Origin of the sequence: Kitasatospora sp. NPDC048298, assembly GCF_043201465.1 — a bacterium.
Taxonomy (GTDB): Bacteria; Actinomycetota; Actinomycetes; order Streptomycetales; family Streptomycetaceae; genus Kitasatospora.
In genome coordinates, this window is record NZ_JBICYZ010000002.1 from 95,040 (window position 1) to 110,785 (window position 15,746).

At 71.6% G+C, this 15,746-nt stretch carries 15 protein-coding genes; 9 read left to right on the forward strand and 6 right to left on the reverse strand.

Features of this window, described 5'->3' with window-relative positions; translation table 11 throughout:
* The first annotated feature begins 16 nt into the window (after positions 1–16).
* Positions 17–658 carry a TetR/AcrR family transcriptional regulator gene (locus ACGF0D_RS01620; RefSeq protein ID WP_392874195.1) on the forward strand — a complete coding sequence of 214 codons (642 nt, stop codon included), beginning with the start codon at positions 17–19 and terminating at the stop codon, positions 656–658.
* A 90-nt stretch (positions 659–748) separates the two neighbouring features.
* Here ACGF0D_RS01620 and ACGF0D_RS01625 read toward each other — a convergent pair whose 3' ends face one another.
* From ACGF0D_RS01625 to ACGF0D_RS01635, 3 genes are all read right to left on the reverse strand, one after another.
* Entirely contained in the window at positions 749–2,434 is a 1,686-nt protein-coding gene (locus ACGF0D_RS01625; RefSeq protein ID WP_392913591.1) for a methylmalonyl-CoA mutase, read from the reverse strand.
* A gap of 294 nt (positions 2,435–2,728) precedes the next feature.
* Positions 2,729–3,070, reverse strand: a complete 342-nt coding sequence (locus tag ACGF0D_RS01630; RefSeq protein WP_392873015.1) for a DUF3817 domain-containing protein — start codon at positions 3,068–3,070, stop codon at positions 2,729–2,731.
* A gap of 76 nt (positions 3,071–3,146) precedes the next feature.
* Positions 3,147–3,683 (reverse strand): MarR family winged helix-turn-helix transcriptional regulator, encoded by a 537-nt coding sequence (locus ACGF0D_RS01635; protein WP_392913592.1) that lies wholly within the window; start codon positions 3,681–3,683, stop codon positions 3,147–3,149.
* Between the two features lie 500 nt (positions 3,684–4,183).
* On the opposite strand from ACGF0D_RS01635, the gene ACGF0D_RS01640 reads away from it, so the two are divergent.
* The gene (locus ACGF0D_RS01640; protein WP_392913593.1) at positions 4,184–5,812 is read left to right on the forward strand and encodes a M4 family metallopeptidase; all 1,629 of its coding nucleotides are present in this window, start codon (positions 4,184–4,186) and stop codon (positions 5,810–5,812) included.
* 463 nt (positions 5,813–6,275) lie between these two features.
* Positions 6,276–7,901, forward strand: coding sequence for a M4 family metallopeptidase (locus ACGF0D_RS01645; RefSeq protein ID WP_392913594.1), 1,626 nt, complete (start codon positions 6,276–6,278; stop codon positions 7,899–7,901).
* A gap of 123 nt (positions 7,902–8,024) precedes the next feature.
* On the opposite strand, the gene ACGF0D_RS01650 is transcribed toward ACGF0D_RS01645, so the two are convergent.
* Complete coding sequence (locus tag ACGF0D_RS01650; RefSeq protein ID WP_392913595.1) at positions 8,025–8,336, reverse strand: DUF3817 domain-containing protein; 312 nt, start codon at positions 8,334–8,336, stop codon at positions 8,025–8,027.
* A gap of 269 nt (positions 8,337–8,605) precedes the next feature.
* On the opposite strand from ACGF0D_RS01650, the gene ACGF0D_RS01655 reads away from it, so the two are divergent.
* From ACGF0D_RS01655 to ACGF0D_RS01675, 5 genes are all read left to right on the forward strand, one after another.
* Entirely contained in the window at positions 8,606–9,403 is a 798-nt protein-coding gene (locus ACGF0D_RS01655; RefSeq protein ID WP_392873028.1) for a DUF2127 domain-containing protein, read from the forward strand.
* A gap of 104 nt (positions 9,404–9,507) precedes the next feature.
* The gene (locus ACGF0D_RS01660; protein ID WP_392913596.1) at positions 9,508–10,146 is read left to right on the forward strand and encodes an AIM24 family protein; all 639 of its coding nucleotides are present in this window, start codon (positions 9,508–9,510) and stop codon (positions 10,144–10,146) included.
* Positions 10,146–10,796 carry an AIM24 family protein gene (locus ACGF0D_RS01665; RefSeq protein ID WP_392873034.1) on the forward strand — a complete coding sequence of 217 codons (651 nt, stop codon included), beginning with the start codon at positions 10,146–10,148 and terminating at the stop codon, positions 10,794–10,796. The genes ACGF0D_RS01660 and ACGF0D_RS01665 overlap by 1 nt, the downstream gene beginning before the upstream one ends.
* A gap of 230 nt (positions 10,797–11,026) precedes the next feature.
* Entirely contained in the window at positions 11,027–11,839 is an 813-nt protein-coding gene (locus ACGF0D_RS01670; RefSeq protein WP_392874198.1) for an AIM24 family protein, read from the forward strand.
* Between the two features lie 40 nt (positions 11,840–11,879).
* Positions 11,880–12,395, forward strand: a complete 516-nt coding sequence (locus ACGF0D_RS01675) for a MarR family winged helix-turn-helix transcriptional regulator (protein ID WP_392913597.1) — start codon at positions 11,880–11,882, stop codon at positions 12,393–12,395.
* A gap of 80 nt (positions 12,396–12,475) precedes the next feature.
* Here the strand turns inward: ACGF0D_RS01675 and meaB are convergent, their stop codons facing one another.
* Positions 12,476–13,432 carry a methylmalonyl Co-A mutase-associated GTPase MeaB gene (meaB, locus tag ACGF0D_RS01680; protein WP_392873040.1) on the reverse strand — a complete coding sequence of 319 codons (957 nt, stop codon included), beginning with the start codon at positions 13,430–13,432 and terminating at the stop codon, positions 12,476–12,478.
* Positions 13,433–13,523: 91 nt separating this feature from the next.
* The gene (locus ACGF0D_RS01685; protein ID WP_392873043.1) at positions 13,524–14,717 is read right to left on the reverse strand and encodes an acetyl-CoA C-acetyltransferase; all 1,194 of its coding nucleotides are present in this window, start codon (positions 14,715–14,717) and stop codon (positions 13,524–13,526) included.
* Between the two features lie 254 nt (positions 14,718–14,971).
* Between ACGF0D_RS01685 and mce the strand changes: the two genes are divergently transcribed.
* On the forward strand, positions 14,972–15,412 hold the full coding sequence (mce, locus tag ACGF0D_RS01690; RefSeq protein WP_392873046.1) for a methylmalonyl-CoA epimerase: 441 nt from the start codon (positions 14,972–14,974) through the stop codon (positions 15,410–15,412).
* Positions 15,413–15,746: the final 334 nt, after the last annotated feature.

The following is a 15,746-nucleotide window of genomic DNA, read 5'->3' on the forward strand; positions in this document are numbered from 1 at the left end:
GGAGAACACGGGCCGGGTGCGGCCCGCCCCGACCGGCCGGGCCCCCGAAACGGCGGGCACCGCCCGGGCCAAGGGCCGCCCGCGCAGCGCCGCCGCCGACCGCGCCATCCTCGACGCCACCCGCGAGGCACTGGCCGAACTCGGCTGGGGCGGACTGACCATGGGCCACGTCGCGAGCCGCGCCGGGGTCGCCAAGACCACCCTCTACCGCCGCTGGCCGTCCAAGAACGAGCTCGTGGTGGACGCCGTCGCCAGCCTCTTCGACGAACTGGTGATGCCCGACCTCGGCAGCCTGCGGGCCGACATCGAGGCCGTGGTCGCCCAGTTCGCCGACCTGCTGGCCCGCCCGGAGACCCAGGCCGCGCTGCTCGCGCTGTTCGCCGAGGGCACCCGCGACCGGCAACTGCGGTGCCGGATCCGCGAGTCCATCGTGGACCCGCAGAAGCGGCTGGTCCGCCAGGGCCGGGCGGCCGCCCAGGCGCGCGGCGAGCTGGACGCGGACACCGACAGCGCGACGGCCCACGAGGAGGTCGACATCATCTTCGACACCATCGCGGGCACCGTCGAGCACCGCGTCCTGGTCAGCGGCGAACCGATCACCCCGGAGTGGACCCGCCGCTTCACCGACCTGCTGCTCGGGCCGCTCACCACCTGCTGAGGACGCCCGGGCACGGCGCAGCCGCCCGTACGGGTTCCGTACGGGCGGCTGCTCGTCGGCCGCGGCCTCGGACGGCCACGGCCTGGGGCCTCAGAAGGCCGCGTTCTCCTGGTACGTCCCCCACTCCTGGCGCAGCGCGTTGCAGATCTCGCCCAGCGTCGCCTCGGCGCGCACCGCGTCCAGCATCGGCGGGATCATCGACTCGCCCGAGCGCGCCGCCGCCAGCATGGCGTCCAGCCCGGCCCGCACGGCCGCCTCGTCCCGGGCCGCCTTGCGCTCCCGCAGCACCCGGACCTGCTCGCGCTCCACCTCGTGGCTGACCCGCAGGATCTCCAGCTCCGGGGTGACGCTGCGCGGGTGGCAGTTGACGCCGACCACGCGCTTGTCGCCCTTCTCCACCGACTGCTGGTACTGGAAGGCCGCCTCGGCGATCTCCCCGGTGAACCAGCCCTCCTCGATGCCGCGCAGGATGCCGGAGGTGATCGGGCCGATCTCGTGGTCCTCGCGGCCCTTGTCCAGGATCCGCCGGAAGATCGCCTCGGCCTGCTCCTCGATCCGGTCGGTCAGCGCCTCGACGTACCAGGAACCGCCCAGCGGGTCGGCCACGTTCGCGACGCCGGTCTCCTCCATCAGCACCTGCTGGGTGCGCAGGGCGATCTCGGCGGCCTGCTCGGAGGGCAGCGCCAGGGTCTCGTCCAGGGCGTTGGTGTGCAGCGAGTTGGTGCCGCCAAGCACCGCGGCCAGCGCCTCGACGGCGGTGCGGACCACGTTGTTGTACGGCTGCTGCGCGGTGAGCGAGACGCCGGCGGTCTGGGTGTGGAAGCGCAGCCACTGCGCCTTGTCGGTCTTGGCGCCGAAGCGCTCGCGCATCCAGCGGGCCCAGATCCGGCGCGCGGCGCGGAACTTGGCGATCTCCTCGAAGAAGTCCACGTGCGCGTCGAAGAAGAAGGACAGGCCGGGCGCGAAGACGTCCACGTCCAGGCCGCGGGACAGGCCCAGCTCGACGTAGCCGAAGCCGTCCGCCAGGGTGTACGCCAGCTCCTGCGCGGCCGTCGCCCCGGCCTCGCGGATGTGGTAGCCGGAGACCGACAGCGGCTTGTACGCGGGGATGCCCTCGGCGCAGTAGGCCATCAGGTCGCCGATCAGGCGCAGGTGCGGCTCAGGGGCGAAGAGCCACTCCTTCTGCGCGATGTACTCCTTGAAGATGTCCGTCTGGAGGGTGCCGTTGAGCACCGCCGGGTCCACGCCCTGGCGCTCGGCGGCGACCAGGTACATGCAGAAGATCGGCACGGCCGGGCCGCTGATCGTCATCGAGGTGGTGACCTCGCCGAGCGGGATGCCGTTGAACAGCACCTCCATGTCGGCGGCCGAGTCGATGGCCACGCCGCAGTGGCCGACCTCGCCGAGCGACTTCGGGTCGTCCGAGTCGTAGCCCATCAGGGTGGGCATGTCGAAGGCGACCGAGAGGCCGCCGCCGCCCGCGTCCAGGATCATCCGGTAGCGCTCGTTGGTCTGCCGCGCGTTGCCGAAACCGGCGAACTGGCGGATGGTCCAGGTGCGGCCCCGGTAACCGGTCGGGTGCAGACCGCGGGTGTACGGGTACTCGCCCGGCCACCCGATCCGCTCGAAACCCTCGTAGGCCTGCCCGGCGGGCGGGCCGTAGACCGGCTCGACCTCGTCGCCGGAGAGGGTGGTGAAGTCCGCGTCGCGCTTGCGGGCCCTGCCGTAGCGCTGCTGCCAGCGCTGCCGGCCGCGCTCGATCTCCTCGGCGTCCATGACCCCGAACTCCGCTCCGTACGGCCGCCACTGCGACGGGCGGCACAGCTAGTAGGACGTCCTAACAATTTACTCGGACGTCCTAGTACTTGTCGATGGATGATCGCCCGCGCGGCCCGAAAAGCACCGGAAAGCACCCGGAAGGCGCCCGGAAACCGCTCGGACGGCCGGGAAGCCTTCGAGACCCCGGGGCCCGGGAACGCCCGGGAACGCCCGGGAACGCCCGGGAACGCCGGAGCGCCCCTCCCCCGTGGCCGGGGAAGGGGCGCTCTCGGAACGCGCGGACGGTCGGGATCAGACCCCGGCCGGCTGGCGGGCGCCGTCGCCCGCCGGGAGCTTCCCGGCGGCCTCGCGGGCCACCTTGCGCTCGAAGACGAAGGAGAGGAAGGGGATGCAGCCCGCGGCCAGGGTGAGCACCAGCCGGCCCATCGGCCACTTCAGCTTCTGCCCGAGCATGAAGGTCACCACGAAGTACCCGATGTAGAGGTAGCCGTGCAGCATCGCGACGTACGTGGTCACGTCCTGGGCGGCGTCGAAGCCGTACTTCGCGACCATGAAGCCGCAGAACACCAGCAGTGCCACACCGGTCGCGACGGCCAGGGCCCGGTACCAGCCCAGCAGGGGGGTCGCCTTCATGATCTTCCTCGCCTCGCTCGGCAGTATCGGCCGGTACGCCCGGATCCGCGCACCGCTCACACGAGGGTAGCCGCCTTCACGCCCTCCCCTTCGCAGGCCCCTCGTCGGACTCGGTGAAGTCGCCGGCGGCCACCCTCAGCGGCCGGAGCAGTTCGAAGACCTCCCGGCACTGCTCGGCGCCGTACTCCTCCAGCCCGAACTCCATCGCCATCAGCTCCCGGGTCGCCTCCTCGACCACCTCGCGCCCGCGCCCGGTGATCGTGGCCAGCACCCCGCGGCCGTCCAGCGGGTTGGGGCGGCGGGCGACCAGGCCGGCCCGCTCCAGGCGGTCGACGGTGTTGGTGACGCTGGTCGGGTGGACCATGAGCCGCTCGCCGATCTTGGAGAGCGAGAGCTCGCCGGTCCGGCTGAAGGTCAGCAGCACCAGCGCCTCGTAGCGGGCGAAGGTCAGCCCGTACGGCTTGAGCACCGCGTCCACCCGGGAGAGCAGGATCTGGTGGGCGCGCATGATCGAGGTGATCGCCGCCATCGAGGGGACTCCGCCCCAGCGGCGGGTCCACAACTCGTCGGCGCGGGCGATCGGGTCGAAGTCGAGAGCGAGGGGCTTGGCCACCTCCTTACCGTACCGGCGGAAGGGGCGCGCGTTACCAGGCGTCCCTGATGGTGGACAAGCGCGGCACGTGGCGGGAACCCGCCAATGGGACGGCCAGGTCCATACCAGGACATTGCGCCGGCGTGAACGCGCGGCAACCGTCCCCCGGCGCACCGGGGTTGGCCTCTGATCACTCCGCCGCCCCCGCCAGCAGGCGTCGGTTCGGACGGTAACCCATTGCGGGAACGGGCGATCCGCCCCCTTTGTCCGTCCGTTCACAATCCTTCGCCCTGGCGGGACTTGGCCAATTCATGAGCAAGACCTGTCATTTGAATTGCTTGATTGTCATGCTTTCGGCCAACCCCGTTCGGTAGCCACCACCCCCACCCACCGGTGGCGCAGCCGCTCCGACCGCACGGGACCCGCACGTCAGCGCCCGTTCCGCCCCGCAGGTGCCGATCCCGGCTCCCCGGAGCGCGGCGCGACCGCGTCCGCTCGCGGTTTCCCGGAAGGACTCGTTCGTGAAGCGAAAGCTCGCCGCAGTCGCCGTACTCTCCGCCACCGCCCTGCTCACCGGTGTCGTCCAGGTGAGCACCGTGGCCGTCGCGGACCCCGCCCCGCACTCCTCCGCCGCGCAGCGCGCCGACCTGCTGGCCCTCGCCAACGGGCAGGTCGGCAAGGTCGCGCACGCCCTGGCCCTGGGCGGCCAGGAGCAACTGGTGGTCAAGGACGCGCAGGTGGACGCCGACGGCACCCGCCACCTCCGCTACGAGCGCACCTTCGCCGGCCTCCCCGTCCTGGGCGGCGACCTGGTCGTGCACCAGAAGGCAGACGGCACGACCACCTCCGTGGACAAGGCCACCGGCGCGACCATCGCCCTGCCGAGCCTCGCCCCGCAGATCCCGGCCGACCAGGCCGCCGCCCAGGCGACCGGCGCCGTGCAGTCCACCGTGGGCATCGCCGCCGACGAGGACGAGTCCCCGCTGACCGCCGTCCACCAGACCGGCAAGGCCGAGCTGGTCGTGTGGGCCACCGACGGCAACCCGCGCCTGGCGTACCGCACCACCGTCGAGGGCGAGCGCGCCGACGGCACCCCGAGCCGCCAGCCGCTGGTCACCGACGCGGCGAGCGGCGAGGTGCTCTCCAGCCACGAGCAGGTGCGGACCGCCGCCGGCACCGGCAAGGGCGTCTTCGTCGGCACCGTCCCGCTGACCACCACCCAGAGCGGCAGCTCCTACCAGCTGAAGGACGCCACCCGCGGCGGGCAGGCGACCTACACCCTGAAGGGCAAGACCTCCGGCTCCGGCACGCTGGTCGCCAACACCACCAACAGCTTCGGCAACGGCCTGGCCTCCAACGCGGAGTCCGCCGCGGTGGACGCCCAGTTCGGCGCAGCGGCGACCTGGGACTTCTACAAGAACACCTACGGCCGCAACGGCATCAAGAACAACGGCGTCGGCGCCGCGAGCCGGGTCCACTACGGCTCCAACTACGTGAACGCGTTCTGGGACGACTCCTGCTTCTGCATGACGTACGGCGACGGCGCGAGCAACACCCACCCGCTGACCGCGCTGGACGTGGCCGGCCACGAGATGAGCCACGGCGTCACCTCGGCCACCGCCAACCTCAACTACTCCGGTGAGTCCGGCGGCCTCAACGAGGCCACCTCGGACATCTTCGGCACCATGGTCGAGTGGTACGCCAACCTGCCCGCCGACAAGCCGGACTACCTCATCGGCGAGCAGATCAACATCAACGGCAACGGCACCCCGCTGCGCTACATGGACAAGCCCTCCAAGGACGGCGCCTCGGCCGACTACTGGTCCTCCACCGTCGGCAACAAGGACGTCCACTACTCCTCGGGCGTCGCCAACCACTTCTTCTACCTGCTCGCCGAGGGCAGCGGCGCCAAGACCGTCAACGGCGTCAGCTACAACAGCCCGACCTCCAACGGCTCGACCCTCGCCGGCATCGGCCGGGACAAGGCCGCGGCCATCTGGTACCGCGCGCTGACCACCTACTTCACCTCCACCACCAACTACGCGGGCGCCCGCACCGGCACCCTGAAGGCCGCCGCCGACCTGTACGGCGCGACCAGCGCCGAGTACAACGCCGTCGCCGCGACCTGGAGCGGCGTCAACGTCAACTGACGCACCGCGCAGGCGCACCGGGCGCCTGGGTCCTCCTGCCGGAGGGCCCGGGCGCCCGCCCGTTCCGGACGGCCGTTCCGGACGGCTGAGGCGGACGGGCAGGGGCCGGCGGGCGGGGCGAACGGGCGGGGGCGGACCGCTGTCAAGGCCGTCCGGCTGGCGGAGTCCCGCCAGGGGGACGAACCGCCCGAACCGGGCAGCGGGCGGCAACCGAACCATCCGTACCGGGACTGGCGGTTCCTGGCCAATCCCCGGAGACGCCTGTCCATCCCTGCCAACAATTGTCATGCTTCTGACCAAGTCCCGTCCGACGCGTCGCCGCCCCACCCACTTCCGGCGGAGCGTCAGGAACCGCGCGGGACCGGCACGTCCGCGCCCTACCGCCCCCAAGGTGCCAACCCCGGCGCCCCGGTACGCGGCGCACCCGCACGCACCCGCGGGTCTCGTGGAAGGAACCCCGCACGTGAAGCGAAAGCTGACTGTCGGAGCCGTACTCTCCGCCACCGCCCTGCTGGCCGGCGTCATCCAGATCGCCGCCGCCCCCGCCCAGGCCGCCGCCCCCTCGCCGGCGCAGCAGCAGTCCGCGCTGCTCGCGCTGGCCTCCGGGCAGAGCACCCCGGTCGCCCGGGCCCTCGCCCTCGGCGGCCAGGAGCAGCTGGTGCCCAAGGACGTGGTGGTCGACAAGGACGGCACCCGGCACCTGCGGTACGACCGGACCTTCGCGGGCCTGCCGGTGATCGGCGGCGACCTGGTCGTCCACCAGAAGGCCGACGGCTCGGTGAAGTCCGTCGACCGGGCCTTCGCCGGGCAGCTGTCGGTGCCCAGCCTGACCCCGGGCCTCGCCGCACCCCAGGCCGCCGAGGCGGCCACCGCCGCGGTGCGGGCGACCGTCGGCATCGCCGCCGACGCGGACGGGGCGGCGCTCAGCCGGGTCGACGGCGCCGGCGCGCCCGAGCTGGTCGTCTGGGCCGCCGACGGCAGCCCGCGGCTGGCCCACCGCACGGTGGTCCAGGGCCAGCGCGCGGACGGCACCCCGAGCCGCCAGGAGGTGATCACCGACGCCGCCACCGGCCGGGTGCTCGCCACCGACGAGAAGGTGCAGACCGCCACCGGCACCGGCAAGGGCGTCAACGTCGGCACCGTCACGCTGACCACCACCCAGAGCGGCACGAGCTACCAGCTCAAGGACGCCTCCCGGGGCAACCAATCCACCACCGACCTCAAGGGCGGCACCTCGGGCAGCGGAACGCTCTTCGCCAACACCACCAACAGCTTCGGCAACGGCCTGCCGTCCAACCGCGAGTCCGCCGGCGTGGACGCCCAGTTCGGCGCGGCGGCCACCTGGGACTACTACAAGAACACCTTCGGCCGCAACGGCATCAAGAACAACGGCGTCGGCGCCGCGAGCCGGGTCCACTACAGCACCAACTACGTCAACGCGTTCTGGGACGACTCCTGCTTCTGCATGACGTACGGCGACGGCTCCGGCAACACCCACCCGCTGACCGCGATCGACGTCTCCGGCCACGAGATGAGCCACGGCGTCACCTCCGCCACCGCCGGCCTGATCTACTCCGGCGAGTCCGGCGGTCTCAACGAGGCCACCTCGGACATCTTCGGCACCATGGTCGAGTGGTCCGCCAACCTGTCCGTCGACCCGGGTGACTACCTGATCGGCGAGAAGCTCAACATCAACGGCAACGGCACCCCGCTGCGGTACATGGACAAGCCGTCCAAGGACGGCGCCTCGGCCGACTACTGGTCCTCCACCGTCGGCAACAAGGACGTCCACTACTCGTCCGGCGTCGCCAACCACTTCTTCTACCTGCTGTCCGAGGGCAGCGGCGCGAAGGTCATCAACGGGGTCAGCTACAACAGCCCGACCTCCAACGGCTCGACGGTGACCGGCATCGGCCGCACCAAGGCGGCCGCGATCTGGTACCGCGCGCTGACCGTCTACATGACCTCCACCACCAACTACAAGGCGGCCCGCACCGCGACCCTGAAGGCGGCCTCCGACCTGTACGGCGCGACCAGCACCGAGTACAACACGGTCGCGGCGGCCTGGAGCGCGGTGAGCGTCAACTAGCCATCCCCGGTAAGAAACGGCGACAGGCTGCCGCGGCCCTTTGGGAGAGGAGGCCGTGGCAGCCTGTCGACCGTCCACGATGCTGCCGGGGTCAGGCAGTGGCGGGATCAGACGGTGGCGGGATCAGACGGTGGCGGGCTTCGGCTCGCCCCGCTCCTCCTTGGCCAGCATCCGCTCGGCGAAGAAACCGCCGGTGGGCAGCACCGCGAGCACGAACAGCAGGACGCCGCGCTTGGCGTCCCACTTCTGCGTCTGCCAGGCCTGGATCCAGAAGACCACGTACAGGATGAACAGGACGCCGTGGACCATGCCCATCACCGGGACGGCGTCGAACGAGGTGGTCCGCTTCAGCACCGAGCAGATCAGCAGCAGGATGAAGGAGACCCCTTCGGGGCCGGAGACCAGGCGCAGGCGGTGGACGGCGCTGCTGTTCACGATGGATACCTCGATACAGGGGGGTGGGCGGCGCGGGCACGCTTGTGAAGCGACTCACAAGCATTCGGGCCATTATCGCCGAGCGGACGTGCGGCCCCCCGGCCGGGGGTGGCCACCGTGCCCGATCTCACAGCGCTCCGGCCGCCCTGTCACAGCTCTGTGCCGGAACGCCACCGGGCGCGACCGCCCGTCCCCGCAAACCCCTATCCTGCTGCCCGCGCGCCCACCGATCCGGACGCGCGACGCAACGCACACGGGGGTGCCACCACATGTTCAAGCGCGACTGGGACCGCAGGACCTGCGCCAAGCGCGGGCACATCACCTACGCGCCGACGGAGCCCGAACTCGCCTCGCGGCTGCACGCCTCGACCGCCCTCGGCGACGCCTGGCGCTGCCTGCGCTGCGGCGACTTCGCGCTGGGCGCCCCGCACGGCTCCGGCCCGGCCGAGGACGCGCCGCTGGTGCCGCGCGGCAAGGCTCTGCGAGACCTGTTCATCCTGCGCTTCCTGGCTGTCGAGCGGGTGCTGCGCGGACTGCTGATCATCGTGATCGCCTGGGCCGTGTGGAAGTTCTCCAACAGCCAGGACGCGGTGCACCGGGTGTTCGACGAGAACCTGACGGTCTTCCGGCCGGTCACCGACCACTTCCACTGGGACCTCGAACACGCCCCGATCGTGGAGACGATCCGCAAGACCTTCGACTTCAAGAAGAGCACCCTGCTGATCGTCGCGGGCGCACTCATTGCCTACGCGGTGGTCGAGATCGTCGAGGCGGTCGGCCTCTGGCTGAACAAGCGCTGGGCCGAGTACCTGACGGTGGTCGCCACCGCGGCCTTCCTCCCGCTGGAGGGCTACGAGCTGAGCCACCACGTCAGCGCGCTGAAGATCTGCACCCTGGTGCTGAACATCGCGGCGGTGCTCTGGATCATGCTCTCCAAGCGGCTGTTCGGGCTGCGCGGCGGTGTGGTCGCCTTCGAGGCGGAGCGCCACTCGGCCTCGCTGCTGGAGGTCGAGCAGGCGGCCGGCACCGCTGCGCGCCCCGGGCACGGGGCGCACGCCCGGGCCTGACTGGGGGCGCGCGCGCCGGTCCGACCGGCGCGTTTGTCGCAGGCTGGTACCAGTTGGCCCACGCGCTCTCCCCCAGCCACGGCCGCAGCGGCTAGATTGCGGCCGTGGCACAGTTCAGACTCCAGGGATCACGCGTGCTCGCCGTCGAGTTGGGCGGGGACGCCGTCAAGGCGCGACACGGTTCGATGGTCGCCTACACCGGGCAGATGGCCTTCAAGAAGCTGACCGGCGGCGGGGACGGCCTGCGCGGCATGGTCACCCGCCGATTGACCGGCGAGAAGATGACGGTCATGGAGGTGAAGGGGCAGGGCACCTGCTACTTCGCCGACAAGGCCAGCGAGATCAATCTGGTCCGGCTGAACGGCGAGACGCTGTACGTCGAGTCGGACAACCTGCTCTGCACCGAGGCCGCCCTGCACACCGGCACCAGCTTCACCGGGCTGAACGGCATGTCCTCCGGCAACGGCCTGTTCACCACCAAGGTGGAGGGCCACGGCTGGGCGGCCGTCACCTCCAACGGCCCGGCCGTCATCCTGCGGGTCGACAAGAGCATGCCGCTGCGGGTGGACCCGGGCGCGTACGTGGCGCACACCGGCACCCTCCAGCGCAGCCTGAAGTCGGGCGCGGGCTGGACCACGTTCATCGGCGAGGGCGGCGGCGAGGCCGTCCAGATCGAGTTCACCGGCGAGGGCCTGGTGTACGTCCAGCCGTCCGAGAAGATCACCATCGGGGGCGACGTCTGATGGGCTTCACGAAGATCAACGGCAAGATGGTCGAGGCCCAGGTGGTGCCCGGCCAGCGGCTGTTCAGCCAGCGCGGCGCGATGCTCGCGTACAGCGGCGACGTCCGCTTCACCCCGAACATCACCGGCGGGCAGGGCGGGGTGATGTCGATGATCGGCCGCCGGGTGGCCAACGAGGACACCCCGCTGATGACCGTCGAGGGTCAGGGCCGGGTGATGTTCGGCCACGGCGGCCACCACGTCCACGTGATCGACCTCTTCGGCGACACCCTGTACGTCGAGGCGGACCGGCTGCTCGCCTTCGAGGGCACGCTGCGGCAGTCCACCATGTTCATGGGCTCGCAGGGCGGGGTGATGGGCATGGTCCGCGGCCAGGTCACCGGGCAGGGCCTGTTCACCACCAAGCTGGAGGGCCAGGGCTCGGTCGCGGTGATGGCCCACGGCGGCGTCTTCGAGCTGCCGATCGGCCCCGGCCAGTCGGTGCACGTCGACCCGCAGGCGTACGTGGCGCACCGCGGCGACGTGCGCAACAAGCTGTCCACGGCGCTGGGTTGGCGCGACATGATCGGCCGCGGCTCGGGCGAGGCGTTCCAGCTGGAACTGTCCGGGCAGGGCGCGGTGTACGTCCAGGCGAGCGAGGAGAAGCTCTGATGTCCTACCCGCCGCAGCCCCCGTACGGCTCGCCGCACGACCAGCCGACCCAGCCCGGCTTCGCCGTCCCGCCGCCCCCGCCGAGCTACGGCCCGCAGCCGGGGCAGGGCTACCCGCCGCCCCCGCCCGGGGGCTACCCGCCCCCGCCGCCCACCCACCAGCCCCCGCCGCCCCATCAGCAGCCGTATGCGCAGCAACAGCCGTACGCCCAGGAGCAGTTCGGCGGCCCGGTGGCCCCGCTGCCGACCGGCCACGGCGGCACCGGGCCGGTGGTGTGGGACGCCCACAGCCTGCCGGCCGGCGACAACGTCAACCCGTACGCCTTCTCGGTCGAGCTGAACGGCTCGTACTTCCTGCAGAAGGGCAAGATGGTCGCCTACTACGGCGACATCACCTTCAAGGGCGTCGGCGCCGGGGCGGTCGACCGGCTGCTCGGGCAGCACTTCAACTCGCCGATGCACGCGGCGGACTGGGTGGTCGCCGAGGGCCGCGGCAAGCTGGTGCTGGCCGACCGGGCGTTCGACCTCAACTCCTACGACCTGGACGACGGCAACCTGACCGTCCGCTCCGGCAACCTGCTGGCCTTCGACCCGACGCTGCGGCTCAAGCAGTCGATCATCCCGGGCTTCCTGACACTGATCGGCACCGGCCGCTTCGTCGCCGCCTCCAACGGCCCGGTGCACTTCGTCGAGCCGCCGATCCGGGTGGACCCGCAGGCGCTGGTCGGCTGGGCGGACTGCCCGGCGCCGTGCCACCACTACGACCACGACTACATGCACGGACTGATCGGCGGCCTGCGCCGGCTGACCGGCATCGGCGGCGCCTCCGGCGAGGAGCACCAGTTCGAGTTCATCGGCGCCGGGCAGGTGCTGCTGCAGTCGAGCGAGAAGCTGATGGCGGAGCGGTCGGTCGGGCAGGTCGGGGCCGAGGCGGGAGTGCCGGTCGGCGGCGTGCCGACCCAGCCGGCCGCGCACGGCGGCGGGAATCCGAACCTGCCGGGCCTCGGTAACCTGGGCGACCTCGGCCGACGTTTCGGCCTGTAAACTTGTACAAGATTGAACTAAATCGGCTATGCTGGTGGGCATGGAATCGCACACGATCGACACTGCGGACACCCCTCCGTCGCAGCCCGAGGAGGAGACTCCCTGGCTGACCGCCAGGGAGCAGCGGATGTGGCGCGCCCATCTGGAGGTCGCCAAGCTCCTGGAGTACCAGCTCAGCCGCGAACTCCAGCCGCACAACCTCGCGATCAACGACTACGAGATCCTGGTCGTGCTCTCCGAGGCCCCGGAGCACCGGATGCGGATGACCGACCTCGCGACCGCCACCCTCCAGTCGAAGAGCCGCCTCTCCCACCAGATCACCCGGATGGAGAACGCCGACCTGGTCCTGCGCCAGGACTGCCCGGGCGACCGCCGCGGCCTCTACGCCCACCTCACCGAGCAGGGCTGGGAGACCATGCAGCGGGTCGCCCCGGACCACGTGCGCAGCGTCCGGGCCCACTTCATCGACCGCTTCAGCCAGGAGCAGCTCGACGACATGTACCAGGCCCTCGCCCCCATCGCCGAACACCTCCGCGGCCTGCGCGGCAAGCCGTAGCACCCGCGCGGACGACGACCGCCCCGCCGCGACGGATCGCGGCGGGGCGGAACGCGTCACCGGGCCCGCCGTTCGCGCGCTCAGTTCGCGGTGAGGCCCGCGACCAGCTCGTCGGCCGCGCCGTACGGGTCCAGGGCACCCTCGGCCACGCGGTCGGCCAGGGCGGCCAGGTGGCGGTCACCGCGCAGGTCGCCGATCCGGGCGCGCAGCTCGGCCAGCGCGATCGCCTCGATCTCCTCGGCGGCCCGGCGGCGGCGGCGCGCGGCCAGTTCGCCGTGCTCCTCCAGCCAGGCGCGGTGCTTCTCCAGCGCCTCGACCACCTCGTCCACGCCCTCGCCGCGGGCCGCGACGGTCTTGACGATCGGCGGCCGCCAGTCCCCCGGCTCCCGGGCCTCGCCGAGGCCCAGCATGTGGTTGAGCTCCCGCGCGGTGGCGTCGGCGCCGTCCCGGTCGGCCTTGTTGACCACGAAGACGTCGCCGATCTCCAGGATCCCGGCCTTGGCGGCCTGGATGCCGTCGCCCATCCCGGGGGCCAGCAGCACCACGGTGGTGTCGGCCTGGGCGGCGACCTCGACCTCGGACTGACCCACCCCGACCGTCTCGACCAGGATCACGTCGCAGCCGGCCGCGTCCAGCACCCGCAGGGCCTGCGGCGCCGCCCAGGAGAGCCCGCCGAGGTGGCCGCGGGTGGCCATCGAGCGGATGAACACCTCGGGGTCGGTGGCGTGGTCCTGCATCCGGACCCGGTCGCCCAGCAGCGCGCCACCGGAGAACGGCGAGGACGGGTCGACGGCCAGCACCCCGACCCGCTTGCCGAGCCGCCGGTAGGCGGAGACCAGCGCCGAGGTGGAGGTGGACTTGCCGACCCCGGGCGAGCCGGTCAGGCCCACCGTGTACGCCCGCCCGGTGTACGGCGCGAGCGCGGCCATCGCCTCCCGCAGCTGCGGCGCGGCGTTCTCGACCAGCGTGATCAGCCGGGCGACCGCCCGCGGCCGGCCCTCCCGGGCCTGCTCGACCAGCGTGGCGACATCGATCATCAGGAGCTCCTAGCGCAATGCCGTCGAATGCCGAAAGGGGCTACGGACCGCAGTGACGCGGTCCGCAGCCCTGGGGATCGGATCCCGCCGGTCAGGCCTTCGGGACGCGAACGATCAGCGCGTCGCCCTGGCCGCCGCCACCGCACAGCGCGGCCGCGCCGACCCCGCCGCCGCGGCGCTGCAGCTCCAGCGCCAGGGTCAGCACCACACGGGCGCCGGACATCCCGATCGGGTGGCCGAGCGCGATGGCGCCGCCGTTGACGTTGACGATGTCGGAGGAGACGCCCAGGTCCTTCATCGACTGGTGGGCGACGGCCGCGAACGCCTCGTTGATCTCGATCAGGTCGAGGTCGGCGACCTCCAGGCCCTCCTTGGCCAGCGCGTGCTTGATCGCGTTGGACGGCTGCGACTGGAGCGAGTTGTCCGGGCCGGCCACGTTGCCGTGGGCACCGATCTCGGCGATCCAGCTCAGGCCCAGCTCCTCGGCCTTGGCCTTGCTCATCACGACCACGGCGGCGGCGCCGTCGGAGATCTGCGAGGAGGTGCCGGCGGTGATCGTGCCGTCCTTGGCGAAGGCCGGGCGCAGCTTGGCCAGGCCCTCGACGGTGGTGTCCGCGCGGATGCCCTCGTCCTGGCTGAACAGGACCGGCTCGCCCTTGCGCTGCGGGATGGCGACCGGGACGATCTCGGCGTCGAAGACCCCGTCGGCCTGCGCCTTGGCGGCCCGCTGGTGGGAGGCGGCGGCGATCTCGTCCTGCGCCTCGCGCGGGATGCCCAGGCGGGTGTTGTGCTTCTCGGTGGACTCGCCCATCGGGATGTTCTCGTAGGCGTCGGTGAGGCCGTCGTGGGCCATCGCGTCGAGCATCGCGATCGCGCCGTACTTGAAGCCCTCGCGGGACTTCGGCAGCAGGTGCGGGGCGTTGGTCATCGACTCCTGGCCGCCGGCCACCACGATGTCGAACTCGCCGGCCCGGATCAGCTGGTCGGCCAGCGCGATGGCGTCGAGGCCGGAGAGGCAGACCTTGTTGATGGTCAGCGCCGGGACGTTCATCGGGATGCCGGCCTTGACGGCGGCCTGGCGGGCCGGGATCTGGCCGGCGCCGGCCTGGAGCACCTGCCCCATGATCACGTACTGGACCTGCTCGCCGGTGATCCCGGCCCGCTCCAGGGCCGCCTTGATCGCGACGCCGCCGAGGTCGGCACCGGAGAAGCCCTTGAGGGAACCCAGCAGGCGGCCCATCGGGGTCCGCGCACCGGCAACGATCACAGAGGTGGTGTTGGTCATGGGACGGGCCCCTTCGCACGTCGTGGCCAGGTGAGGATGCGCTCAATGTACTGACCTGTTACCCGCCCGTCACCGGAGCGACGGTGTGATCGAGCGCACTGGCACCATCCAGTCAACACCGTGCCGACCCGCCCCGGGTGAACCACCGCCCGTGTGAGCAGGCTCGCACGCCCGGCACTGGCGCCCGTCGCGGGCCATGCGCTGCACTTGGTGCACCTTCCCGCCACCACCTTCTCCCACCACCGGAGGCCGTCGTGCTGACCCGCATCGACCACATCGGCATCGCCTGCCGAGACCTCGACAAGACGGTCGAGTTCTACCGCGCCACCTACGGCTTCGAGGTCTTCCACTCCGAGGTCAACGAGGAGCAGGGCGTCCGCGAGGCGATGCTCCGGATCAACGGCACCGACGACGGCGGCGCCTCCTACCTCCAGCTGCTGGAGCCCACCCGGCCCGACTCCACCGTGGCCAAGTGGCTGGAGAAGAACGGCGAGGGCGTGCACCACATCGCCTTCGGCACCGCCGACGTGGACGGCGACTCCGAGGCCATCCGGGACAAGGGCATCCGGGTCCTCTACGACCAGCCGCGGATCGGCTCGATGGGTTCGCGGATCACCTTCCTGCACCCCAAGGACTGCGGCGGCGTGCTGACCGAGCTGGTGACCTCCGCGCAGCAGGGCCACGACGAGCACTGATCCCCTCCCGGGCCGCCCCGGGGCGCCCGGCGCCCCGGGGGCAGCCGACGTCTCATCGGTCATGACCCGTCAGTAACCTGGCGGAAGAGCCGGAAAACACCCCTGCGGCCATTCCCCCGCAGTGCGCTCCCACTACAATGCCCAGGTGCGCGAAGGCTCCGGGGGACGGAGGCGACGGGCACGGCCGAAGACAGGCCAGTCCGCCCGCCGGTGGGAGGCCCGTCGCAAGGGGAGTCCATTACGCGGGCACGGCTGAACAGTCGCAAGACGGATCTGTCACCATTCTCCACAAGGCAAGAGTTCGCCCAGGAGTCCACCCGGACGGAGGAACGCG